The organism is Sphingosinithalassobacter sp. LHW66-3, assembly GCF_050703275.1.
Lineage (GTDB): Bacteria > Pseudomonadota > Alphaproteobacteria > Sphingomonadales > Sphingomonadaceae > Sphingomonas.
Genome location: NZ_CP193482.1, coordinates 1134097 through 1154999 on the forward strand (window position 1 = coordinate 1134097; position 20903 = coordinate 1154999).

Sequence of the window (20903 nt, forward strand, 5' to 3'; positions counted from 1 at the left end):
CTTGTGGTCAGGAGCCCGGAACGCACTGCGAAAGGCGGTTATTGTCTAAATCAGAAACGAGAACATGTCAAGAACATGCAAGATGCGCAGGAATGCGCCCTTTCTGGCTGCCTTCAATCAAATTCGATTGGCGAATTGGCGACCATTCATTTCTGATTGAGAAGCAGCCATTTTTGCAAGAATCCATCAACACGCTGTCTTTACACTCTTTTTTATCGCCTCCCGCTTGCGATTTGTCGCGTACGGTGTGCTCTTCCGTCCCCAGCTTAGAGGGTAGGTTCCAGTGTCATGACCAGCACGGGATCGGCGGTTTTGAACTCCCAAAATCAGGGGATGAAGACGATGCCGCTCGATTGCCGATTGTGTTAAAGATCGATCGAGTCCGCCGACAGGAAGAATGGTGTCGCGGACATCTCTCCTGGAGCATGGCTATGGCGGATGTAACACTGAGCGCGACACCCAAAGGCAACGGATTCCAGGCAACCGTGACCTATTCGAGCGGCGTGTCAATCAGTTCGGCAGAAGCCTTTCCGACGAAGGCCGAAGCCATTTCAGCAGCGGCAATGAAGGTACTCGACATGCCCGATCGGCTCGAGATATTCGATGCGTCGGACGCCGAGGACTGATGCCGCAGGGAATGCTCGCGCGATGCCTCCGGGAGCGACAATACGGGACCCGAGCAAAAAGAAAGGAGGAAGCCCTGACGGACTTCCTCCTTGTGTGTAGCCTCAGAATTCATCGCTCAGCTTTCCGGGCACTGTGTCGATGACCCGGTCCAGCATGGCCTTGGGCAGTGCGCCGTAATCGCCCTCATCGACCGCGATGTAACCTGCCTCACCATCGGTCAGGACATATTGGGTGAAGTAGCTGTGAAGGGACCGGGCATGAGCCTTGTCGAGTGCGGCAACGAAAGCTGCCTGATCTGCCTGGAATGAACCCTGCGCGATATTCAGTGAAGCGTACATGATCTTTCCTCCTGATGTTCGATGCGTCGCATCAGGAGCTGCGAGGATGTGGGTGACGGGCCGGGTCAGGGACCGCGCATAGCGCGGCCGCGAAGCGGCGATGGGGGAAACGATTTTTGCCGGGCTTGCCCGGTAAAAATGGTGGGGCCCCGTCGTCCTTGACGCGGCCCCAAAGCCCGCATCACACTTGGACTTTCTGCGAGAGAGACCTCTCCAACGTCAGCGTGAAAAGCACTGGCATCGCGGCAAAAACCGTTTTCCTACATGGCCCCATGCTGGCACTGTCGCGCGTGGAGGGGACCAACGGCCAGCGAAAGGACAATCTGATGGCCAGGTCCAAACCGAGCGCGCGTAATGCGCTCAAAAAACTGCGGGAGCAGCGCGAAGAACTCGATGCACTGGAGGCCAGGCTCCGTGATGAAGCAGCCGGCGAACTGGGCAAGGTTCTTCTCGAATGCGGAGCCGAGACGATCGAACCTGCGCAATTGAAGCAGCTCATCCGCGCATCACTCACCATCGGGATCGACGATGCTCTCAAGCGGCTCTCCCCCGCCTGACACTTCAACCGCGGCAGGGTGTGGGCTCGATGCCCCGCCCCGCCGTTCACGACAGCGAGCACAAAAAAGGCCCCGATGGCGCGAACCATCGGAGCCTTGTTGTTTGCGGGAGGCACTCAGTCCTCATCGATGTCGGGCGCACCCTCATTGTTCGACGCCCGGCCCTTGGTGAGGAAGTCCACCTTGTCGGCGATGATCTCGCAGCCGTAGCGCTTGGTGCCGTCTTGGTCTTCCCACTGCGTATAGTGGATGCGCCCCTCAACCGTCACGAGCTGGCCCTTGGTGCAGTACTTGGCGACATTCTGGCCGAGACCGTTGAAGCAGGTCACGCGGTGGAATTCGCTGTCCTTGGCGGTGTAGCCGTTTTCGTCCTTGTAGGTCTTGCCGTCCTTGCGGGCGGGACGGTCGGTGACGACCGAGATCGAGGTGATGTTGGTGCCGCCCTGGGTAGTGCGGGTTTCGGGGTCGCGAGCGATGCGGCCAACGAGGATAACGAGATTGGTCATGGTCTTTCTCCTGATCGAGCATTCCGGGTCCATCCCGGCTGCAAACCCGACTAGGAAGCGGCCACGGCGAAGCGCACCGAAGGGAAACCTCGATCTGGTTCGGGTGGTGCGGGCAGCCGGGCGCAGCCCGGCAACTCGGCCGGACCTGATCGGGGTTGCGCGTCTCGACGGGGATGCTTCAGGAAAGGTTTGCTTACAGGCCGGGTTGGTCCCGAGTGCCTTGCACAGGCCAAGCCATGACTTTTCGTATTATCGGGATGCCACGTACCCCCTGACCTCGCCTGCCTCGAAGGCGACCTCATATCTCGACTACGGACGCTCCTCCCGAAGCGGACGAAAGACCCCCTGAAAACGCACCGCCAGCACCAGTCTCCACAGTGCCAAGCGGTATAGGCTCGTCCAGACGGTGCCCCCGCAACATCCAGTCTTGGGGCGTGATTAGGCGCCCCCAATCCGCAAAGGAAGGAATCGTACCCAAGTCCTCGCGGACGTGCTGCTCGCCTACAAGGCGAACAGGCACGACACGGTTCTCGGCGTTGACGATGGTAGGCCCGAACAGCGTTTCGAGCATGAAAATGCCTTCGGCATGGTGCCGAAGGGCCCGGTGCCGCGGATCAGCAAAAATCGCCTTCGACTGGTCAAACCATTGGTGGAGCGGCAGGTAATCTTCCACCACCCCTCCCCATTTCCGGACCGACGATAGGGCATGATAGTAGCAATGAGCCATCGCACCTCTCCTAGAGATCAGTCGAATGGTCGTCGGTCGCCGTGTAACGCAGCTGGCAGTCCAGAACGAAACTCGGCGTAGCCACGTCGATGACCAGTTCGCCGCAGGCACCATCATTGATTTCCCATCCGGGATGATGGCGTTCGAGAGCAAGGTAAGTCAGTTGCTCGAGGGCGGAATTGAGGCTCTGGTCGTCGCCTTCTCCAGCACAATCGATCGTCACTTCGGGACAGGGAACACTCGCCCCGCCGGCGTTAGAGAAGACGCATTCTTCGACCGCACCGCTGTCGCCGCACCCATCGAAACGGATTTCTACGCGGGCAATTTCGGCATTGCGCAGCGGGGCAATGATAGCTGCCTTGAGCCGTTGGATTTCACTTTGTGCCTGCGCCGCGCGCTCAGCCTGGCGGACAGCAAAATCCGCCATGATCGCCTGAAAATCAGTCATCAGATTTCTCCTGCAATGTGGGGGCAAGGACCGATCGTCTTGCCCACGATAACAGGCGATCTCTTTCCTCTGACGGCCTGCGCCAGCGCCGATGGCGCTGGCGCGATGCCGGACGCATCAGTCGGTATCCTGAGCCGCGCGCTTGGGAGAAGTTCCAAGCGGACCGCGGCGATCAACGACGGTAATCCGACGGGATTTCGCTTCGATGACGAGGCGCTCCAGGACCCCGTTTCCGGGAAAGGCGACGACATAACGGGGGTCAAGCGAGAGCATACGCTCATTGCGCTTGAAGCCTGCGCGTGCCCCCAGGCGCATGTCGAGGGAGAAGCTGATTTGCGGGATGTTGCGTCGTTCCGCCCAAGAAGATGCCAGACGGTCAACGCCCTTGGTATCACCGCCGTGGACAAGAACCATGTCAGGAACCCGGTCGTGAACCTTGTCCAGAGTAGCCCAGACGTTGTTGGCGAAAGTGAGAGCGTCCTGCTCGTTTGGATGGCGTGTGCGGCCACCGGCAAAGATCACCGGCGTACCTTCTGGCATGGCGGCGCGGCGCTTGGCTTCGGACCGGGCTCGGACGAACTCGCGGCCCTCGACAAGCGCGGAAGTCAGCATGGCGCTGTGATTGAAGCGCGAACTCGACACGGGCTTCCACGAGGAGCCAAACTCGTTGAGATAGAGGCCAGCGGCCACTTCGCGCATCTCTTCGAGAGCGAGCATAGCCCCTTCGGCACACTGCGCACGCTCAACCTGGGTCTCGAGTTCATGGGTGTGAATTTCGGATCCATCTGCAGTGGCGACGAGCGCTCGGACTTCGTCGGTTGCGCGGTCGACGGCGGTCGATTTGCGGGTCGCGGAACGGTGGAAGATGTTGACGAACGCCCAGCCGAGGTCCTCGGCATCGGCCTCCAGCGCAGTCCCCGTGACCATTGCAAAGAGATCGGACCAGACCGCTTCGAGAGTCTGGACGACCGCCTCGTGGACCGGAAAGTCATTGGTGGAAACCGGGGCAGGACCAATCGAAAAACCGGAAAGATCGAGGCCGGCAAGTTGGTCAGAAAATGATGAGTGCATGGGTATTGTCCTCCTGACTGGCGTGAGGCTGACGCACCCGCTCATGGCTGCGCCAGCGAGTGCCCGTCAGGGCCAGCTTGAGGCAGTCTCCGCACCCGACAGGGGAAACCCGCTTGGGCAGACTGGCGCGGGCAGGCCAACGGCCCACAGGGCCGGGCCAACTCGGGCCTGCGCAAGCCGGGTTGCGGCAGACTGGCGGCTGGCCCAGGGCCTTTCTCGCATGGCTTCAGGCCATGAGTGCAAAAGCAAGTTTCGTCAGGGAGGACAGGCACCTCGCCACGATCAAAGTGACTGGCGCATTCAGGCCACCCGTTTTGCATAGACGCCCTCACCGTTCGACATGTGACCGAGGCAGACGAAGTCGCCGAACAACGCTTCAAAGCGCGAGGCGATCTGGGACAGCCAGCGCTGTGCTCTGGGCGATCTGGCCGTGCGCCAATCGGCATCCCAATAGGCGCCATCGTCACGCTCGACGATCCACACCGCAACCAGGCCAGCGTAAACCGACACGCCGAAATCTGCATAGGCATTGCGCATGAGGATGCGGTCTTCGCGGCCCCGCCAACCGTCGTGGGCAATCAGGGAAGGGAATGCCTGCCCTGCGCGCTCGCGCAGATCTTCGCGGAGCCACTCATATTCGAAGTCCCAGTCGTCGTCGTTTTCAACTTCGAGCACAGTGAAGGCGACAATGGCCCCGCTGGGGTAACTGACCGATCGGCCCATGACACCCTCCTTCAGGCGGCCAACGCAGCGTCGGCGGACGCTTCGTCGGTATCATCGGCAGAGATCCGTCCTCCGAGTCTGAGCAAAAGCCTTGATGCTTCCTCAGCCTTCGCGGCAGCGGTGAGAATGGCACGGTCATCCTGCTTCAGGAGCTTGAGCCAGTGCTCGATATAGCTCGCATGGCTATCGAGGTGGGTGACTGGCAGACCGAGTTCAGCGCCAAGCATAGCGCTCGAAAGTTCGGCAATGAGTTCCTCGGCAGCGTAAGCTGCAGAACCAAATCGATTCTTGAGATTGCGGTCGAGGCGACTGGCATGGCCGGTCCAATGCGACAGCTCGTGCGCGAGCGTCGCGTAATAGTGGTCGAAGCCCGAGAAGAGATGCGCAGGCGGCATTGTCACCCGGTCAGCCACTGGCTCATAATAGGCTTCGTCGCCCTGATGCCGCAGCACGGCCGGAATACGGGCAAAGAATGAGTCGAGTTCAGCCTGACGGCCCTCGGGCTCCACCACCTCAAGCGTCGCGGCGGGATGGAAACGCTCGGGCAGACCTTCGACCTGATCAGCATTGAAAACCGGATAGGCCTTCAACACGCGACGACTTTCGTCGGTTTTTTCGCCGGTGTCGGGGGCTTCGACTTCCTTGGTGTAGCTCTTGTAGAAGATGGCGATGGTGGATTTTTCACCCTTGCGCACCTGTGCGCCCAGTTCTTTGGCCTGATTGTAGGTCATCCAGAACGGCGAGGCGTAACCGCACATGTCGGCAACCATCCAGAGCCAGAATACATTCATGCCGCGATAAGGGATGCCGCACGCCCGCAATGGACGCGAGACTGGCAAACCGCGCCATGGCTTGATCCACGGCTTCGTGCCGGACTCGAGGCGTGCGATGATTTCCTGGGTGATACGGGTAGTAGGCGACACTCCGCCGCTTTGTCCCTTGCGATAGGCCATGTTGGATCTCCTGAAATGGCCTGACGACAGTTCCGTCGATCAGTGCCGGAGATCCCGGAGCCCCCTCCGCTCTCTTTCCATGAAGGAAGCGGCCCCCCGGCATGTGCCGGAGGACCGCTTCACGGTGGCGAGCAACCGTTCCTGTCAGGAGGAGGTCAGGCGGCCAGCTCGCTCGGGGGCTGATTGTCGTCGTTGGCGACGAAATCCGCGTCGGGACATTGCGCTTCGCTATCGGCAGGAATTTCCGGCTGGTCGGCAAAGCGCATGACTTCGGGCACCCAGGCGAGCGCCCTTTCCCGAACTTCGACTTCGGTGATGTAGGTCCCCGCGAAGACGCGCTCGGCGCTCATCGCAAGATCGCCCTTTTTCACCGATGCGAAGCGCGAGGACAGTTCCAGTCCGCCGACATCGATGAGCGCATCAAGGATGACCTGCTTCGAGACGCGGTCGAAGTAGTTTGCCGCGGTCGGACGCCACCATTGCGCCATGTCGATGCCGATCGTGCTGCCCAGATGATCCTGGAACGTGATCTGACGTTCGCCTGCCATGTTGAGGCTCGCCTCGAGTGTGCGAGCGACGACGAAGCCGAGCCATGCTGCGCGACTTTCATCGGCGAGTGCCCGAAACATCTTGAAGCGCGACGAAGCGTCTTCGCCAGATCGCCAGCTCTCATCGAGACCCGAGCGCAGGTCCGCAAGGGATGCGCTTGCCGGCGCATCCTTTGCTTCGAACCCGACAATCGGACCCGCGGGGACGCCGCCACGCAGGGTCGTGGCCGCGCGTGACCGCCAGTCGTGGGTGTCGGCATCCGCGAGGGTGAAGACCATAATGTCGAGCGAAAGGCCGGGATCCGATGCCACGTGGAGCGCGAGCACGTCACGACGTTGCATCGCAAGTTCGTCGACCAGACGCTTGGAAAGCGCTGCACGGCGTTTGCCATCACTGCCGACACTCGGAACGACTTCGACGACATCCTCGTCACCGACGACTTCGATATCGCGCTCGCCGTAGAACACCGGCTGGAGAACCGGTGTGCCGTCGCGCGAGAGAACGAGGATCATTCCGGCATCGGCCTTCAGTTCGGGTGCCAGCTCCGGGGGCTTTGCCCGAATTTCCTGGCATTCGCGCTCGATCGCTTCGATCGTCGCCTCGGCCGCGGCAATTGCTTCTTCGGCGCTGTCTTCATCCTCGAGAATGGCCGCATGCTCGTCATAGGAAGCATCGAGTTCGTCAAGGCGAGCCAGTTCGGCGTCAGTCAACGGAGCCGGTTCGGCCGGAAGGCGAATGAGGCCTTCCACAAGATCATGACTGGCATAAGCGTCAAGCGTCGGCTTGACCCAGGCAAGACCTTGCTCTGCTGCGAGCGACTTGGCGCGCTTTTCCATCTCCTCCGAGGCGAGGGTTTCGAGAAGCGCGACATCAACCCAGGACTCGCTGTCATCGTCGTCGAATAGTTCGCGTTCGATCCGGCCACCTGAAGCGATATAGGCATCGCGCCCGACAAGACGGGCCCGAGCGTCGCTGCCGCGAACCGTGCCAGAGAGCACCATGCGCCGGATGCTGTCGGCGCTGGGCGCATAATAGCCCCAGGACGCCTGTTCATAGACGCGAGCCTGAATTTCCTGGTCGGAGGTCGCGCCGAAAGCTTTGGCGAGATCGAGAGTGATTTCACCGGATGCCAGAGCATCGAAAACGACAGGCGCGAGGGTCGCGAGACGCAGACGGCCTTCGACGAAGCGGACCGTCAGCCCGAAGCGGCGCGCGACATCTTCCGTCGAGGCACCGGCATCAATAAGGGCAGCGAACGCCTGCGCTTCGTCGGCTGGGTTCATCGCGAGGCGATGGAAGTTTTCGGCCAGGCTCGTTTCGACTGCGATTTCCGCATCGTCCTCAAGCACGAGGCAGGTAACCTCGTGGCCTTTCGGCAAGACCTTCTCTTCGGCTAGCGCCAGCAAGGCGCATCGGCGGCGCTCTCCGGCTTCGACCTCGAATTTTCCACGAGCAGCAGGCCGAACGATGAGGTTCTGCAACAAGCCATGGGCTGCAATGCTCGCCTTCAATTCGACGTCCGCAGCTGGGTCGCCATGACGGCGCACATTGCGTGGGGACTGGACCAACTTGGTCAGCGGGATCGACTTGATCATGGGAAATACTCCTGATTGTGAGCTCAAGCATCGACCATCGACGCTTCTTCGGCTCAGTCAGAAGCAAGCTTCCTTTCCTCTTCTATGGGCGCAGTCGTTGATAAGGAAACCAGTCATTTACTGGTAAGATGGCATGTCACGCCAGTATGATGCACGGCCCAACAGACATGTGGAACGAAGACAGCGCCATTTACGATGATGGTGAATGGATTACCTGGACTGAGATCAACACACATCTGGCTCGTTTGGAGTTCGAAGCCCGGTTTCCGAACCTCGACGTCGATCTGGTTCCGATCTTTCAAGACTTGCTCGCTGTTGCGCAGAACTATTACGAGCTCACGGGTAGCCACCTTCAGGTGTATGGCGATCTCGGCGAACTCTATGGGGCAATCACTCACGGGCTCAAACTGCACCGGAATTACGCACAAGGATCAGATGGCAAAATTGGCAATCACTTCGTTGAAGTGAAGACGATTACGCCTTTCAAGAGCAACGACACAATTACGCTCAATCTCAGGCGCAACTTTAGCAAGGTCCTGATCGTGAAGATTGATTCTGACTTTGACGTGCAGGGCAAGCTGCTCGACCGCAAAGCCCTGCCTAAGGTGAAGGGCACTTCGTTGAAATTGAGTTGGGCGGATGTCGCTTCATAGCTGGATTGCCTTTTGGCCTGCGCGCCGTGGATCTTTCGCTCAAGCAGAACCGACCACCCGAAACACCGCCCCTGTACCCGCATCTCGAACCAGATCGACACCCATTCCGTCCCAGTGGTAGTCGAGGTGACGTCCCTGAGTGGGGTCGGATGCACAGTCCGGGTAGAACAAGCCGACACATTCACCACCCGGATGCCGGATGCTCGGATAGACAAGACCTTCGGCCCCGCCCCCTTTGAGCTCAACAGCGAGAGCTTGCGATGCAGCATAGTTGTCGGGATCAAGTGCGGGATCGCCTGCGGCAAGGCTCCTGAGATCGTGAAGATCGGCGCTTACCGAAAGGATGATCTCACGGAACTGCGAGGTCCAACCTGGCGCTTCGGAAGTGCGAGCCATGAAGCGGGCATGATGATGGATTGTCTCGAACAGCGCAGTTTCAAATGCATCCCCCGCGTATAAGACGCCGTAGGTCCCATCGGTGAATCGACTTGGTCGGTCAGTGCTGACATGCGTGAAAGGGGCCATCAGATAGGATGCGCCGTTGCCCCCTACCCGACGGTCTGCAGGTACCAGATCGAGATTGCCGATCGTCGCCATGATACGAGGATTGGTTTTTTGCTCGGCAGAGATCAGCAGCGGCCAATCTGCGGGGTCTGCGATATCTTCGAACAGGTCGATCGGTGGAAAGGCACTGCGGATAATCCGCACAGCACCTTTCCACTCGACTTGGGCAATCGGAATTGCCTTGGGATCAATCACCAGGCGCCACGTTCGTCATCAAGATAGCGACGCACCCGCATGATATCAGTCAGTTCGCCGCCAAGCATGACTTCGAGCGCACTCGCTCCGGCAAAGGCGGCGTTACCTGCCTTGATCCAGGCGTAGCCACGCTGGGCTTCGGAAAAGATGATCCTCAGCGCCTTGTGGATACCCATCAGGTTGGAGAGCCGCGCCGCGCCATCGCGCGAGACACGGCCTGCACCCTCAGCCTTCCACCGGCGATAGGAGCGAAGCGGCATGTCGAGCAAAGTCGCGGCTTGTTCGTCGGTCAGTTCCCATTTCCCAAACAGATTCAGCACGGCGCGGAACATCGCCGCTGCTTCCTGTTGGGTTACAGGATCGGGCCGGAAGGCGTGGGGGACGGTATCAACGGGTTGCAAAGCCAACATGACTATTCTCCATATGGCAGCATATATCATCTTTAATGCCATTTGGCAAGATACGTCAAATTTGGCCTGCAAGCCGCGCCAAGACCGCCATAGCGCTCGTCGTCGGGACGAAGAGTCGCGTCTGATAGCGTATTATCTCGGTGAAGCACCCATGTGCCTTGTACCAGTCGAGGCGCGACGCGGACCAACCAGCCAGTTCGAGCCGCTGCGCGCCATTCACGAGGCTGCGCTTGAGCGTAAGCGCTTCGCGACTTTTGATTTGCATCGGTCGCCCTGTGCCGAGCACCGCATCGACGATTTGCTCTGCCGAAAAGGCATGTTCGTCTTCGAGCCCAAGCGCTTGGCACAGTTCGGGCACGCAATGAAGCGGAACCTCCCGACCTAACAGCGAGCGTCCGTCTCGCGCCGAGATCCGGCTGACCCGAACATAGTCGGAAGGTAGTTTGTCCCACACCGGAAGCAGCAGGCCGGTTGCAAGATGCAGTCGCTCGCGCTTGTGATTTGATGCGGCGTCATCGACCTCCGCCTGCCACAGGCGCTGAAATTCGGTTGGGTCCACCGCTTCCCAGTTGCTCTCTTCGAGTTGATCGGCAGTGATGTGTCCGTGTTTCAAGGGGCGGACAAGCTCGAAACGGGCCACCCGCATACCTTCGTCTGTGAGCAGGCTGCGCGCTGGGATAAGCAGCCCGATCCGGCCTGAGCGCGTATTACGCAGAAGCTGCTGACGCGCGCGTGAAAAGCCGTAGAGCTCCTCGAGGCGTTCGAGACGCAAAGGCTTGAGCGCGCGGGCGATCTCGAGTTCCAGGAGATGCGTAGTCGCGCCCGACAGCGGATCGGTGCGCAGTAGCGTATCGGTCAGCACCTCGTAATGCTCCACCGCAATGGTCTCGACCCCAATGTCGAGCGTGCCGGCCTGGCGTGCTGCATCGATCCGCGCTTCGACGAGGCCGAGAAACTCGTCAAATATGCCGTTTTGCAAAGCAATCGGCAACGCGAGGATGCGATTGAGCCAGCGCTGGATTGTTGGCAGGTCATCGACCATCCCGCCGTCGGGCCCTTCGACCCTGAGCCCGCTCAATTCCTCAAACCGAGAAAGCGTAACGGCTTCCAGCTTGCCTGCGAACAACAGGCCGAACCAGCGATGGAGCGCTTCCTTGGCGTAGGTGCTCTCGAGATTGTCGGCAGGATCGAAGAGGTTCTGCCCACCTGTCTGGCGCTGCCCTCGGGTCAGTGCCCCGAGACTGTCGAGCCGACGTGCAATGGTCGATATAAACCGACGTTCGCCACGCACGTCGGTGGTCACCGGGCGGAACAGCGGGGCCGACGCCTGATTGGTGCGGTTGGTACGGCCAAGGCCCTGAATTGCGGCATCGGCCCGCCAGCCCGGCTCAAGCAGGAAGTGGACCCGGCGCATCTGGTTCTTTGCCGCAAGGTCGGCATGATAACTGCGGCCGGTGCCACCGGCATCAGAGAAAACCAGAATCCGCTTTGTCCCGTCCATAAAATCTCGCGTTTCGGCGACATTGGAGCGCGGAGAGCGCGACTGGAGCATCTGGCGTCCATCGCGCCCGACGATCAGGCGGCGAGTACGGCCGGTGACTTCAGCGACCTGATCGACACCGAACCGTTCGATGATCGCATCGAGCGCCGTCGCGATCGGCGGCAAGGCACAGAGCTGCTCGATCATGCGGTCGCGCGCGGCAAGCGCCGAACGACAGAGAACAGGAGCACCATTCTCATCACTCATCGGTTCGGACCGGGCATTGCCATTCTCGTCCGTGAACACCGCCATCAACCGAACCGGAAAGCTTTTGGTGAGGTAATCGACCACGTATTCGCGAGGGGAGAGATCGATTTCGAGTGCTTCACGTTCCGCATCGGAGAGATCAGCGAGGCGGCGGTTGAGCATGGCTTCGGCGGTCGAGACGAGTTGCACTACAACAGCGTTGCCGTCGGCAAGTGCCGTATCAATCGCAGGCAGCAGGCTCGGCAGCTTCATGGATAGAAGGAGCTGCGCGAAGAAGCGCTGCTTGGTGCCTTCAAACACCGAAAACGCAGCCGATTTGGCACCTGAATTGAGGGTTTCGCCACTATCAGTGTCGACGATCCGGGTTGCCTCGAGTGCCTCGCGCAGGTTGGCATGTATGATTGCCCAAGCGTCTGCATAAGCGTCATAAACCGTTACCTGGTCGGGGGTCAGGCAATGCTCGAGAATCTCGTACTCAACTCCGGCGAATGAAAGGGCCCTCGCCGCATACAGCCCCAGTGACTTCAGATCGCGCGCGACCAGTTCCATTGCAGCGATACCGCCATCGCGGATGTCCGCGACGAAGGCTTCGCGATTGGCAAAAGCCGTCTCGGGACCCCACAGGCCAAGACGGGTCGCATAGGCGAGATTATTGACGTCGGATGCCCCGGTCGCCGATGCGTAGAGCACGCGGGCGCGTGGCAGCAGATTCTGGATACGAACACCGGCGATGCCCTGCTCCGATCCCTTGACCTTGCCACGTGTGCCCTCCCCGCCAGCGGCGTTGGCCATCGCATGGGCCTCGTCAAAGACGATGAGCCCGTCGAAGTCCTCCCCTGCCCATTCGAGGATCTGCTCGAGCCGGGTCGCGTCGCTGCGGCCCGAGCGCAGTGTCGGATAAGTAACGAAGAGTATGCCCTCGCGCATCCCGATCGGGACACCGAGCTTCCACTGGCCGAGCGGCTGAATGTCGATGGGAAGGCCACCGAGCGCGCTCCAGTCGCGGCGGGCGTCTTCGAGCAAAGCTTCGTTCTTGGAAATCCATATGTGGCGCCGATCACCCCTCACCCACCGGTCGAGGATGACGGATGCGACTTGCCGGCCTTTGCCTGCACCAGTTCCGTCCCCAAGAAAGTAGCCCATGCGGTAGGCGCGCCCCTCGGCGCTCGCCTTGAGGGCGCAGCCCTTGTCGTCGGGCTCGAACCGGCCCGGCAGATCGCGGGCATGGGCGCTTGCGGCATAGATCAGGGTCTCGACTTGCGCTGCGGATAAGACGCCTTCAGCAATGATACTCGAAGGAAGCTGAGGCACCACTTCCGGCACGGGTGCGGTTATCGAACCCATCGCGACGGATTCTACCAGCGGTGTCGGGTGGGAGACCGCATTTGCAATTGAGATCCGGCTCGGTCGGTAAGGCAAATAATGCCCAACCTGGCTTTCGATCGGCGCAGGTGCTTCGAGCGGAGTAAATTCAAGCGGCAGTATCGACGGCGCCGCAGCGGCTGGATGGACCTTAAGTGGAGCCGGTTTTGTCCTGTTCGCCACCAATCGAAGCGGCAAGGCTGGCTTGATGCCGATGCTGGGCTCGGCGGGCAGGCTTACCCGTTCAGGCAGCATATCGATCAGCAGATGAAGCTCGGCAAAGTTTCCAGGCTGGGCGATGATCGGGCTGGTACCATCATCAGCCTTGTCGAGAACCAGGAGCCGGGTAGAGATTGATGTGCCCTGCTTGACGAAACCTCGCTCGATCGTCGCGTTGAGGCGCAATGAAACGGGACCGGCAATCCCGGCGAGGAACTTCGGAAGCTCGAACCATTCGGGCATCACTGCGACCAGGCGGCCACCGGGCAGAAGGCGCTTCCAGGCAGAACGCAAATGGCGATCGCCAGTGCGACTATCGTGGCCCCTCTCGATACCGTGTGAATAGGGCGGGTTCATCAGCACCACGCTCGGACCCACGTCGGGCGAAAGAAGTTCGTCGATCAATTCGCCGTCAAATCCCGTGACTGTCGCATCCGGAAACACGGCGCCCAGGCATTCGCGGCGCAGCGGCGATATCTCGTTGAGAGCAAGACGCGCAGCGGCCTTTGCCGCCCATACGCCCAGCATCCCGGTCCCGGCCGAAGGTTCGAGAACCAGTTCATTGGCAGAAATCGCGGATGCCTTTGCAGCCATCCAGGCCAAACGGGGCGGCGTTGCGAATTGTTGCCACTCGATCTGCTCGTCGCTCCGGTTGGACTGGGTGGGGACCAGGCGTTCGAAGTGCGTGAATGCCTCATCGGCGAAGCTGGATGACATCGCAGGTGAGAATTCGGTTGCCTGCGCCAGGAAAAGCACCTGCGCCAATTCAAGTGCGGCATGGGTATCACGTACGGACCAGAGTCCTTCGGCGTCGCTACCGCCGAAGTGATCGGCCATTGTTGCATTCACAGTGAGCCGTGAGATTGCTTGATCTGCAGCGAGCCGCGCGGCCAGCGCCCTCGCCGCTGCCAACACTTGCGGCTCGGCTGGATCGGAGAATGCGAAAGCGGTATTTGCATGTGACATGAGAGACCTCCTGAAGAGGCCCTGGGTTTGTCCGGGTGTCCGTTCGGATGGATCCGTCCGGGGGCCTCACAAGGCCCCAAGCCCGCTTTCCTCTCACCGACATTCAGACCGCAGCTCGGACTGAGCGCATAAGCACATCATTCCAATCATCGCCGGTCTGCTGCGGACGCCTGGTGACAATCAGCCGCCCTCCGCAAGCGTAGGCCTTTCGCGCGCGCTCTTCAGCAAGGCGCCCGCCCGCATCATTGTCGACAAAGAGATACAGCTGCCGCACCGATTCCGGGATTGTGGCCAGACCGAAACGTTCGTTTCCCAGCGTCGCCCAGCAGGGAACATTGAACATTTGCATCGCTGAGAGGGCCGTTTCGTTTCCTTCTGCGAGGCCAAGGCGTCCCCCTTCCGGATACGCGAAACGCACGGCGCCAGAACCGGGACTGCCTAACGCACGCCTGGGCTGATCGAAAGAAGCCAAGCTGGTTTTGTCGAGGTCGAGGAAGGAGCGATGCAGCGCCAGAATCCCGGCATCATTGCGCACGGCCGCGACCATCGCGGGAAGAAACCGGACAGCACCTTTTGGCCCCAGAGGCATGCGCGGGTGGAAACGCAGCTCGGTCGACGAAATCGTGATACCTCTGGTCTCGAGGTATCGCTCGACAGGGCTACCGGCGATGGTCGATGCCTCACGCCAGAGCCTCAGGGCATTGCGATTGGCGACTTCCTCGCGCGGTTCGGTCACGATCGGATCACTCGTCCCATCGAACAGGTCTGCAATTCGTATTCCGTGCCCGGCCATGGCTTCTATCACCGCCTCGTTCGTGCAACCGGCAAAGCAATGAACTAGGATTGCGCGCTTTCCGAGCGTGATGCTTAGCGAAGGAGTGCGGTCGTCGTGGGCCGGGCAGCAGCACATCCCGCGCGAACGCGACCAGGTGCCGCCCAGCTGCTCGACTATCTTGCGTGCGCGGGTTTCCAATTGCATGCCTTGGAATTGGGATGATCGGTGTTGGTGCATGGGGGGCATCTCCATCGTAACGTGCCTCCACCCGCGCAGCCTCCGCTCTGCGTCGCTGACGTTTCATTTTCCTACATCATATGTTCTATATATGTTCTTTCCCGATTCGACCAACAAAGGATTCGGGAATGAGACTGAAATGGGCAGTAGCCGCAGTGGCAACGGCAGGATTTTGGTTCGTCCTCCCCGCTCACGCGCAGGAACTGGAGCCCCCTCAGATGACCGTTGCCTCGGAGTCGACGACCGATGGCTTCCGCGTCGCAGAAGGGAGTGATGGCTTTCTTCTCGTCGAACACGGCATTTGGAGAATTCCTCCAGCGGGCTCGTCCGAGCCGCCGGCTACCGATGCTGGTCGAACCTATCTGCCTTATCGATATCCAAAGCCCCCGAGCAGCGCGCCATCGGGCTTCCGTCGGGCAAGCTACCTTCCTCATGTTTACGCTGCTGAGGCTCAATACTCGCTACCAAGCGGCCTTCTCGACGCTCTTGTATGGACGGAATCACGATATAATCCCATGGCCATCAGCAAGGCCGGAGCCGCAGGTTTGGGGCAATTGATGCCAGGGACAGCGCGGGACCTTGGCGTTTCAAATCGCTTCGATCCCAAGGCGAACATCTTGGGTGCGGCCCGATACCTACGCCAGATGCTGGACAAGTTCGGGGTGGTTCATCTGGCCCTCGCTGCCTACAACGCAGGTCCAGGTGCCGTCGAGCGCGCAGGCGGTATTCCTCGCAATGGCGAGACGCCGGCCTATGTGCGCGAAGTGCTGCGCCATTGGCATTTTTGAACGGGGGGCGTTGTGAGCGCGGGTCGAATACGCGTCTCGGGAATTTTAAGCCGCGGTAGACGCGGGATGTTCCTGACCACGACAGACGACGTCGTCTGGATCATCGAGAGCGAAGAACCCGAATGCGAATTCGTCGGATCAGCGGTGATTGTCGAGGGGATTGTCGCAGGTCGAGATCGTTTGCGCGCAGACTGGATTGGACCGGTCTGATCGAAGCCATAGTTATCAGGCTGCGCGCTTCCCTGCCTTCTTGATGTCGATCACCTTCCCGCCGCTCAGATAGTCAGCCCAGTCCTGCATCATCCGGCGCCGAGGAGCCAGGTATTCAGCGGCATTGTAAGCTCCACGCACGTCGTTTTTCTCCGAATGCGCGAGTTGTAGTTCGACCCAATCCTCATGGTATTTCCTGATCCACATGGGCGGCTTACCGAACTCGACCAACTGCTCATTGGCCCAAGTGCTCGCCAAGCCCCGGAAGCCGTGTACGGTTTGGCGACTGTGGTATCCGAGGCGATAGAGCGCGTAGATCATTGTGTTCTCTGAGAGCGGCTTGTTCGGGCCGTTGCCCGGGAAGAGAAACTCGCCAGGCGCTGCTGCTATCATGGATTTCGCTATGTGCGTTGCCTGCTGCGAGAGGGGTACCAAATGCTCTCGTCCCATCTTCATTCGCTCGGCTGGTATCCTCCAGACAGGTGATTTTCCGCCCACGTCTTCAAACTCGGATTTGGCGGCGAAACGCAGTTCCTTGGTTCGAACCCAAGTCAGGAGCGCAAAGAGAACTGCGTCACGGGTGATCGCGGACCGTCGTTCGCCCTCTTCCTGGTAGGCATGCAGCTTCTCGATGAATGCGGGCAACTCGCTCAGCGGCAGCCGGCTCATATGCTTCACTCTTGGTCGCGGCTTTAGAGCCCCGCGCAAATGCGTCGTCGGATCGTTCGAGGCCAGACCACACGCGATTGCGAACTGGAAGACTTGCCCCACCCCTTGTTTCGCACGCCGGCTGATATCGAGCGCGCCTCTTGCTTCGATCTTGCGGATCATTGCCAGGACGTCGGGTGCCGTGATTTCATTCACGAGTTTCTCGCCGATGACTGGAAAGACGTCCCTTTCCATGCGCGACCAGACGCGTTCGGCGTGCGCGGCATTCAACGCGCTCTTTCGATTTTCATGCCAGCGCTTTGCGACCTCGAAGAAGGTGGCTCCTTCCTGCGAGATCACTTCTCCCTTGGATTTCATTGGATCCTTGCCCTCGGCTAGCAACGCCTTTGCGGCTGTGCGTTTGTCGCGCGCGGCAGCTATCCCGAGATCTGGGTAAGCGCCGAACGAGAGCAACTTCTCCTTGCCCGCGAAGCGGTACTTCATCCGCCATAACTTTGACCCGTTCGGCTGTACGAACAGGAATAAGCCCTCCCCGTCGGCCATCTTGTAGGCGCGCTCGCGTGGCTTGGAATTTCGGGCCTGAATCTCCGTGAGAGGCATTGGGGGTATCGCTCCTTTCCGATACTCCGCGAAAATACCCCCAAAATACCCCCACACCAAATCTGGCTGCATGTGGAAGACCATGGGCGCATGCGGACGCGAATCACCAGCAACCCTCTGCTTTTCTTTCGATTTTTGGAAAAATGCGGAAGCTATTGGAAGCTTCCGGATCAAGGAATGGTAGCGGAGGAGGGACTTGAACCCCCGACACGCGGATTATGATTCCGCTGCTCTAACCAACTGAGCTACTCCGCCATCCCGCCAGGCGCAAAGGCGTTCCCGTGCGCGGAGCGCGCCACATAGGTCCGGCCCGTGCGGCGGTCAAGCGAACATATGACGTGAATAGGCCTCCCAGGGTCCGTCACGATACATCCAGCTCGCCAGCCCAGCGATCGCGAGCGGTCGCGGCGCGAAACCGGCGCTCAATTCGGTGAACAGCGCCCGCGCCGTTCGCGGCTCCACCTTGTTCTGGATCGTTACGTGCGGCCGCCACCCCGCCTGGTCCTGCGGCACCAGCATGCCGGTGAATGCGTCCGACAGCGCGTGGCGAATCTGCTCGAGCTCGGGCGATTCGATGCGGAAGGCCACTCCGCCGCCAAGGTTCAGCAGCCCCGCCAGCATCGCACGCGGCGCAGCCACGCCGCGCGTTTCGGCCGCGAGGCGCCGTTTGAGCTCCCCGCCGAGCTCGGGCGCAAGATGGTGGAAGAGGGTGCAATGCGCCGGCACCAGGTTGCGCTCGGGCGGGAAGTGCCGCCGCCGCAGCCCGTCCAGAAAGGCGAAATCCTCGCCGCCGAACAGCGCCGTCACGATGAGCGGCGCCGTGCGGCTCAAATCTCGACCTGACTGCCCAGTTCGACCACCCGATTGGTGGGAAGGCGGAAAAATTCCATTGCGCTTTCGGCGTTGCGGAGCATCCAGGCGAACACCTTCTCGCGCCACAGCATCATCCCCGGCTTGGCGGAAGGCAGCAGAGTCTGGCGGGCGAGGAAGAAGCTCGTTTCCATCATCCGGAACTCGTCGCCGCAAGTATGCACTTTCTTCAGCGCCGCGGGCACGTCGGCATCCTGCATGAAGCCGAAGCGGATCACCATGCGGTGGAAACCCTTGCCGAGATCGTCAATCCGGACGCGATTCTCCTCGGCGACGAACGGCTCGTCGAGGATCTTCACCGTGAGCAGCACCACGCGCTCGTGCAGAACCTTGTTGTGCTTGAGGTTGTGGAGCAGCGCGTGCGGCACGCCTTCGGGCGTCGAGGTCATGAACACGGCAGTGCCGGGCACGCGAGTCGCCGAATTGGCGGCGCTTTCGATGAAGATCTTGATCGGCATCGCGCTCTCACGCAGCCGCGCCATCATCAGCTTGCGCCCCTTGGACCAGGTGGTGAGCAGACCGAAGATCACCACGCCCACCAGCAGCGGGAACCAGCCGCCATCGGGCACCTTCGTCAGATTCGCGGCGAAATAGGCGCCATCGACGATGAAGAAGAGCGCGAGCAGCGGGATCGCGTAGCGTTTCTTCCACTTCCACAGGAAGAACAGCACGACCGCGAGCAGGCAGGTGTCGATCAGCATCGCGCCGGTGACGGCGATGCCATAGGCGGCGGTGAGGTTCGACGAGCTCTGGAAAGTGAGGACGAGCAGAATCACCATTACCATCAGCAGCCAGTTGATGAGCGGGATGTAGATCTGTCCCGCCGCCGCGGCGCTGGTGTGATCGATCCGCAGCCGAGGAATGAAGCCAAGCTGGATCGCCTGCTGCGTCACGGAGAAGGCGCCGGAGATCACTGCCTGCGAAGCGATGATCGCGGCCGCCGTCGCGACGAGCACCAGCGGCAACTGCAGCTGCTGCGGCGCAAGCAGGTAGAAAGGATTTTCGAGCGCGAGAACGCCGTCGCGGATCAGCAGCGCGCCCTGTCCCAGATAGTTCGCCATCAGCGCCGGCAGGACGAACCACAGCCACGAGATGCGGATCGGCCGGCGACCGAAATGGCCCATGTCGGCATAGAGCGCCTCGGCACCGGTGACGGCGAGCACGACCGATCCCAGCGCCAGAAACGCCGCAAGCGGATCGTCGACGAAGAACATCACGGCATAGTGCGGCGAGAACGCCCACAGCACCTGCGGCGTCTGTACGACGCTGATCAGCCCGAGCGTGGCGATGGTGAGGAAGTAGAACATCATCACCGGCCCGAAGAAGGCGCCGACGCGCGCCGTTCCGGTCCGCTGGATCGAAAACAGGCCGACCAGGATCACTACCGCCAGCGGCACCACCCAATGTTCGAACGGCGGAGCGGCGACCGCCAGCCCCTCGACCGCGCCGAGGACGGAGACCGCCGGAGTGATCATGCTGTCGCCATAGAACAGCGCAGTCGCGAACACGCCGAGCATCACGATGCCCGCCGCCCACCGACGCTCGCCCGAGCGGCTGGAAATCAGCGCGAGCAGCGCCAGGCTGCCGCCTTCGCCCTTGTTATCGGCGCGCATGATGATCGTGACGTATTTGAGCGTCACCACGATCATCATCGACCAGAACATCAGGCTGATGACGCCCATGATGTGCGGTGTATCGAGCGCGAGCGGATGATGTCCCGCAAAGGTTTCGCGGAACGCATAGAGCGGGCTGGTGCCGATATCGCCGAAGACGACGCCGACCGCGCCGACGGCGAGCTTCCACAGCGCCTGCTGGTGTGCATGGCCGCTATGCTGATCGGGCAGGATCTCGGGCGCCGCGTCGGGCGCGCCGTCTTGCTCGGTCACGGGTGCAGCGATCGGGCCGGTGTGAAATGCGACTTGGTCATGCGACCGGTTCTTTTCGTCTCGGGACGCGGGCCGTTAGCACGCGCACCATGCACTCGCAACAAGCGGAGAAACACGGGGGATTCACGGCTGCTGGCCGAACAGCGCATCGGCTTCGGCCCGGGTCGGCACCGATCGTAGTACAAAGCTGCTGTTGATCGTCACCACGCCGGGCAGCCGGCCGAGGTGTTCGCGGTGGAGCCGCTCGTAATCGTCCAGATCGCGGCAGACGATCTTGAGCCGATAATCCTGCCCGCCGGAAACGAGCGCGCATTCAACGATTCCGTCGATTTCCGCGACCGCGCGTTCGAATCGGGCGAGGTCCTCCTCGACCTGGGTTCCGAGGGTGATGTCGACCAGTGCGGTGACGCGGAAGCCGAGTCGGCGGTGGCCAAGCCGCGCCGCATAGCCGAGGATATGCCCCGACGCCTCCAGCGCCTGGATTCGCCGCGTGCACGCCGATTGCGACAACCCGACCTGGGCGGCGACCTGCGTGACCGGCGCGCGCGCGTCACGGGCAAGCAGCTTCAGGATTTCGCTGTCAATAGCGTCAATCTGCATGAAATCCTCTTCTCTTCGGCGATGGGCAGGGCTTTCATGTGCCGCAGTGCAGCCACGC

At 60.8% G+C, this 20903-nt stretch carries 21 protein-coding genes and 1 tRNA gene; 5 read left to right on the forward strand and 17 right to left on the reverse strand.

The window, feature by feature from the left end; all coding sequences use genetic code 11:
• Positions 1 to 92: 92 nt before the first annotated feature.
• Positions 93 to 626: a hypothetical protein gene (locus ACQ450_RS05240; RefSeq protein WP_431470786.1), complete on the forward strand. Its 534-nt coding sequence runs from the start codon at positions 93 to 95 to the stop codon at positions 624 to 626.
• Positions 627 to 728: 102 nt separating this feature from the next.
• Here the strand turns inward: ACQ450_RS05240 and ACQ450_RS05245 are convergent, their stop codons facing one another.
• Positions 729 to 965 carry a hypothetical protein gene (locus ACQ450_RS05245; protein WP_013832744.1) on the reverse strand — a complete coding sequence of 79 codons (237 nt, stop codon included), beginning with the start codon at positions 963 to 965 and terminating at the stop codon, positions 729 to 731.
• A 272-nt stretch (positions 966 to 1237) separates the two neighbouring features.
• Between ACQ450_RS05245 and ACQ450_RS05250 the strand changes: the two genes are divergently transcribed.
• Positions 1238 to 1522 carry a DUF6437 family protein gene (locus ACQ450_RS05250; protein ID WP_431470787.1) on the forward strand — a complete coding sequence of 95 codons (285 nt, stop codon included), beginning with the start codon at positions 1238 to 1240 and terminating at the stop codon, positions 1520 to 1522.
• 116 nt (positions 1523 to 1638) lie between these two features.
• Here the strand turns inward: ACQ450_RS05250 and ACQ450_RS05255 are convergent, their stop codons facing one another.
• From ACQ450_RS05255 to ACQ450_RS05285, 7 genes are all read right to left on the reverse strand, one after another.
• Entirely contained in the window at positions 1639 to 2028 is a 390-nt protein-coding gene (locus ACQ450_RS05255; protein WP_038575578.1) for a single-stranded DNA-binding protein, read from the reverse strand.
• A 298-nt stretch (positions 2029 to 2326) separates the two neighbouring features.
• Entirely contained in the window at positions 2327 to 2755 is a 429-nt protein-coding gene (locus tag ACQ450_RS05260) for a DUF6915 family protein (protein ID WP_431470788.1), read from the reverse strand.
• Between the two features lie 10 nt (positions 2756 to 2765).
• Positions 2766 to 3203, reverse strand: a complete 438-nt coding sequence (locus ACQ450_RS05265; RefSeq protein ID WP_431470789.1) for a DUF6878 family protein — start codon at positions 3201 to 3203, stop codon at positions 2766 to 2768.
• Between the two features lie 117 nt (positions 3204 to 3320).
• Complete coding sequence (locus ACQ450_RS05270; RefSeq protein ID WP_098108455.1) at positions 3321 to 4274, reverse strand: DUF2493 domain-containing protein; 954 nt, start codon at positions 4272 to 4274, stop codon at positions 3321 to 3323.
• 300 nt (positions 4275 to 4574) lie between these two features.
• Positions 4575 to 4997 carry a hypothetical protein gene (locus ACQ450_RS05275; RefSeq protein ID WP_119083634.1) on the reverse strand — a complete coding sequence of 141 codons (423 nt, stop codon included), beginning with the start codon at positions 4995 to 4997 and terminating at the stop codon, positions 4575 to 4577.
• 11 nt (positions 4998 to 5008) lie between these two features.
• Positions 5009 to 5950, reverse strand: a complete 942-nt coding sequence (locus ACQ450_RS05280) for an ArdC family protein (protein WP_431470790.1) — start codon at positions 5948 to 5950, stop codon at positions 5009 to 5011.
• 155 nt (positions 5951 to 6105) lie between these two features.
• Complete coding sequence (locus tag ACQ450_RS05285; protein WP_431470791.1) at positions 6106 to 8094, reverse strand: ParB/RepB/Spo0J family partition protein; 1989 nt, start codon at positions 8092 to 8094, stop codon at positions 6106 to 6108.
• 167 nt (positions 8095 to 8261) lie between these two features.
• On the opposite strand from ACQ450_RS05285, the gene ACQ450_RS05290 reads away from it, so the two are divergent.
• Positions 8262 to 8747 (forward strand): hypothetical protein, encoded by a 486-nt coding sequence (locus tag ACQ450_RS05290; protein ID WP_431470792.1) that lies wholly within the window; start codon positions 8262 to 8264, stop codon positions 8745 to 8747.
• A 39-nt stretch (positions 8748 to 8786) separates the two neighbouring features.
• Here ACQ450_RS05290 and ACQ450_RS05295 read toward each other — a convergent pair whose 3' ends face one another.
• The 4 genes from ACQ450_RS05295 to ACQ450_RS05310 all read right to left on the reverse strand — a co-directional run bounded on the left by ACQ450_RS05295 (position 8787) and on the right by ACQ450_RS05310 (position 15222).
• A complete protein-coding gene (locus ACQ450_RS05295; RefSeq protein ID WP_082813427.1) occupies positions 8787 to 9506 on the reverse strand; it encodes an RES family NAD+ phosphorylase in 720 nt (239 codons plus the stop codon).
• A complete protein-coding gene (locus tag ACQ450_RS05300) occupies positions 9503 to 9916 on the reverse strand; it encodes an MbcA/ParS/Xre antitoxin family protein (protein WP_062770540.1) in 414 nt (137 codons plus the stop codon). The genes ACQ450_RS05295 and ACQ450_RS05300 overlap by 4 nt, the downstream gene beginning before the upstream one ends.
• A gap of 55 nt (positions 9917 to 9971) precedes the next feature.
• Positions 9972 to 14210 (reverse strand): strawberry notch-like NTP hydrolase domain-containing protein, encoded by a 4239-nt coding sequence (locus ACQ450_RS05305; RefSeq protein ID WP_431470793.1) that lies wholly within the window; start codon positions 14208 to 14210, stop codon positions 9972 to 9974.
• A gap of 103 nt (positions 14211 to 14313) precedes the next feature.
• On the reverse strand, positions 14314 to 15222 hold the full coding sequence (locus ACQ450_RS05310) for a DUF7146 domain-containing protein (protein WP_431471169.1): 909 nt from the start codon (positions 15220 to 15222) through the stop codon (positions 14314 to 14316).
• A 128-nt stretch (positions 15223 to 15350) separates the two neighbouring features.
• On the opposite strand from ACQ450_RS05310, the gene ACQ450_RS05315 reads away from it, so the two are divergent.
• Together ACQ450_RS05315 and ACQ450_RS05320 are read left to right on the forward strand one after the other, a co-directional pair.
• A complete protein-coding gene (locus ACQ450_RS05315; RefSeq protein WP_431470794.1) occupies positions 15351 to 16010 on the forward strand; it encodes a lytic transglycosylase domain-containing protein in 660 nt (219 codons plus the stop codon).
• A 66-nt stretch (positions 16011 to 16076) separates the two neighbouring features.
• The gene (locus tag ACQ450_RS05320) at positions 16077 to 16220 is read left to right on the forward strand and encodes a DUF5818 domain-containing protein (protein WP_162928349.1); all 144 of its coding nucleotides are present in this window, start codon (positions 16077 to 16079) and stop codon (positions 16218 to 16220) included.
• Positions 16221 to 16235: 15 nt separating this feature from the next.
• On the opposite strand, the gene ACQ450_RS05325 is transcribed toward ACQ450_RS05320, so the two are convergent.
• The 5 genes from ACQ450_RS05325 to ACQ450_RS05345 all read right to left on the reverse strand — a co-directional run bounded on the left by ACQ450_RS05325 (position 16236) and on the right by ACQ450_RS05345 (position 20845).
• Positions 16236 to 17489, reverse strand: a complete 1254-nt coding sequence (locus ACQ450_RS05325) for a tyrosine-type recombinase/integrase (RefSeq protein WP_062770534.1) — start codon at positions 17487 to 17489, stop codon at positions 16236 to 16238.
• A 178-nt stretch (positions 17490 to 17667) separates the two neighbouring features.
• Positions 17668 to 17744, reverse strand: a tRNA-Met gene (locus tag ACQ450_RS05330).
• A 66-nt stretch (positions 17745 to 17810) separates the two neighbouring features.
• Positions 17811 to 18320: a 2'-5' RNA ligase family protein gene (locus ACQ450_RS05335; protein WP_431470795.1), complete on the reverse strand. Its 510-nt coding sequence runs from the start codon at positions 18318 to 18320 to the stop codon at positions 17811 to 17813.
• Positions 18317 to 20245: a potassium transporter Kup gene (locus ACQ450_RS05340; protein WP_431470796.1), complete on the reverse strand. Its 1929-nt coding sequence runs from the start codon at positions 20243 to 20245 to the stop codon at positions 18317 to 18319. The genes ACQ450_RS05335 and ACQ450_RS05340 overlap by 4 nt, the downstream gene beginning before the upstream one ends.
• A gap of 123 nt (positions 20246 to 20368) precedes the next feature.
• Complete coding sequence (locus ACQ450_RS05345; protein WP_431470797.1) at positions 20369 to 20845, reverse strand: Lrp/AsnC family transcriptional regulator; 477 nt, start codon at positions 20843 to 20845, stop codon at positions 20369 to 20371.
• Positions 20846 to 20903: the final 58 nt, after the last annotated feature.

Excerpts from the sequence above, each read along its gene's own strand:
- ACQ450_RS05240 (WP_431470786.1), top strand. The coding sequence starts at position 93 with ATGCGCCCTTTCTGGCTGCCTTCAATCAAATTCGATTGGCGAATTGGC.
- ACQ450_RS05245 (WP_013832744.1), bottom strand. The coding sequence starts at position 965 with ATGTACGCTTCACTGAATATCGCGCAGGGTTCATTCCAGGCAGATCAG.
- ACQ450_RS05250 (WP_431470787.1), top strand. The coding sequence starts at position 1,238 with ATGCTGGCACTGTCGCGCGTGGAGGGGACCAACGGCCAGCGAAAGGAC.
- ACQ450_RS05255 (WP_038575578.1), bottom strand. The coding sequence starts at position 2,028 with ATGACCAATCTCGTTATCCTCGTTGGCCGCATCGCTCGCGACCCCGAA.
- ACQ450_RS05260 (WP_431470788.1), bottom strand. The coding sequence starts at position 2,755 with ATGGCTCATTGCTACTATCATGCCCTATCGTCGGTCCGGAAATGGGGA.
- ACQ450_RS05265 (WP_431470789.1), bottom strand. The coding sequence starts at position 3,203 with ATGACTGATTTTCAGGCGATCATGGCGGATTTTGCTGTCCGCCAGGCT.
- ACQ450_RS05270 (WP_098108455.1), bottom strand. The coding sequence starts at position 4,274 with ATGCACTCATCATTTTCTGACCAACTTGCCGGCCTCGATCTTTCCGGT.
- ACQ450_RS05275 (WP_119083634.1), bottom strand. The coding sequence starts at position 4,997 with ATGGGCCGATCGGTCAGTTACCCCAGCGGGGCCATTGTCGCCTTCACT.
- ACQ450_RS05280 (WP_431470790.1), bottom strand. The coding sequence starts at position 5,950 with ATGGCCTATCGCAAGGGACAAAGCGGCGGAGTGTCGCCTACTACCCGT.
- ACQ450_RS05285 (WP_431470791.1), bottom strand. The coding sequence starts at position 8,094 with ATGATCAAGTCGATCCCGCTGACCAAGTTGGTCCAGTCCCCACGCAAT.
- ACQ450_RS05290 (WP_431470792.1), top strand. The coding sequence starts at position 8,262 with ATGTGGAACGAAGACAGCGCCATTTACGATGATGGTGAATGGATTACC.
- ACQ450_RS05300 (WP_062770540.1), bottom strand. The coding sequence starts at position 9,916 with ATGTTGGCTTTGCAACCCGTTGATACCGTCCCCCACGCCTTCCGGCCC.
- ACQ450_RS05305 (WP_431470793.1), bottom strand. The coding sequence starts at position 14,210 with ATGTCACATGCAAATACCGCTTTCGCATTCTCCGATCCAGCCGAGCCG.
- ACQ450_RS05310 (WP_431471169.1), bottom strand. The coding sequence starts at position 15,222 with ATGCACCAACACCGATCATCCCAATTCCAAGGCATGCAATTGGAAACC.
- ACQ450_RS05315 (WP_431470794.1), top strand. The coding sequence starts at position 15,351 with ATGAGACTGAAATGGGCAGTAGCCGCAGTGGCAACGGCAGGATTTTGG.
- ACQ450_RS05320 (WP_162928349.1), top strand. The coding sequence starts at position 16,077 with ATGTTCCTGACCACGACAGACGACGTCGTCTGGATCATCGAGAGCGAA.
- ACQ450_RS05325 (WP_062770534.1), bottom strand. The coding sequence starts at position 17,489 with ATGCCTCTCACGGAGATTCAGGCCCGAAATTCCAAGCCACGCGAGCGC.
- ACQ450_RS05345 (WP_431470797.1), bottom strand. The coding sequence starts at position 20,845 with ATGCAGATTGACGCTATTGACAGCGAAATCCTGAAGCTGCTTGCCCGT.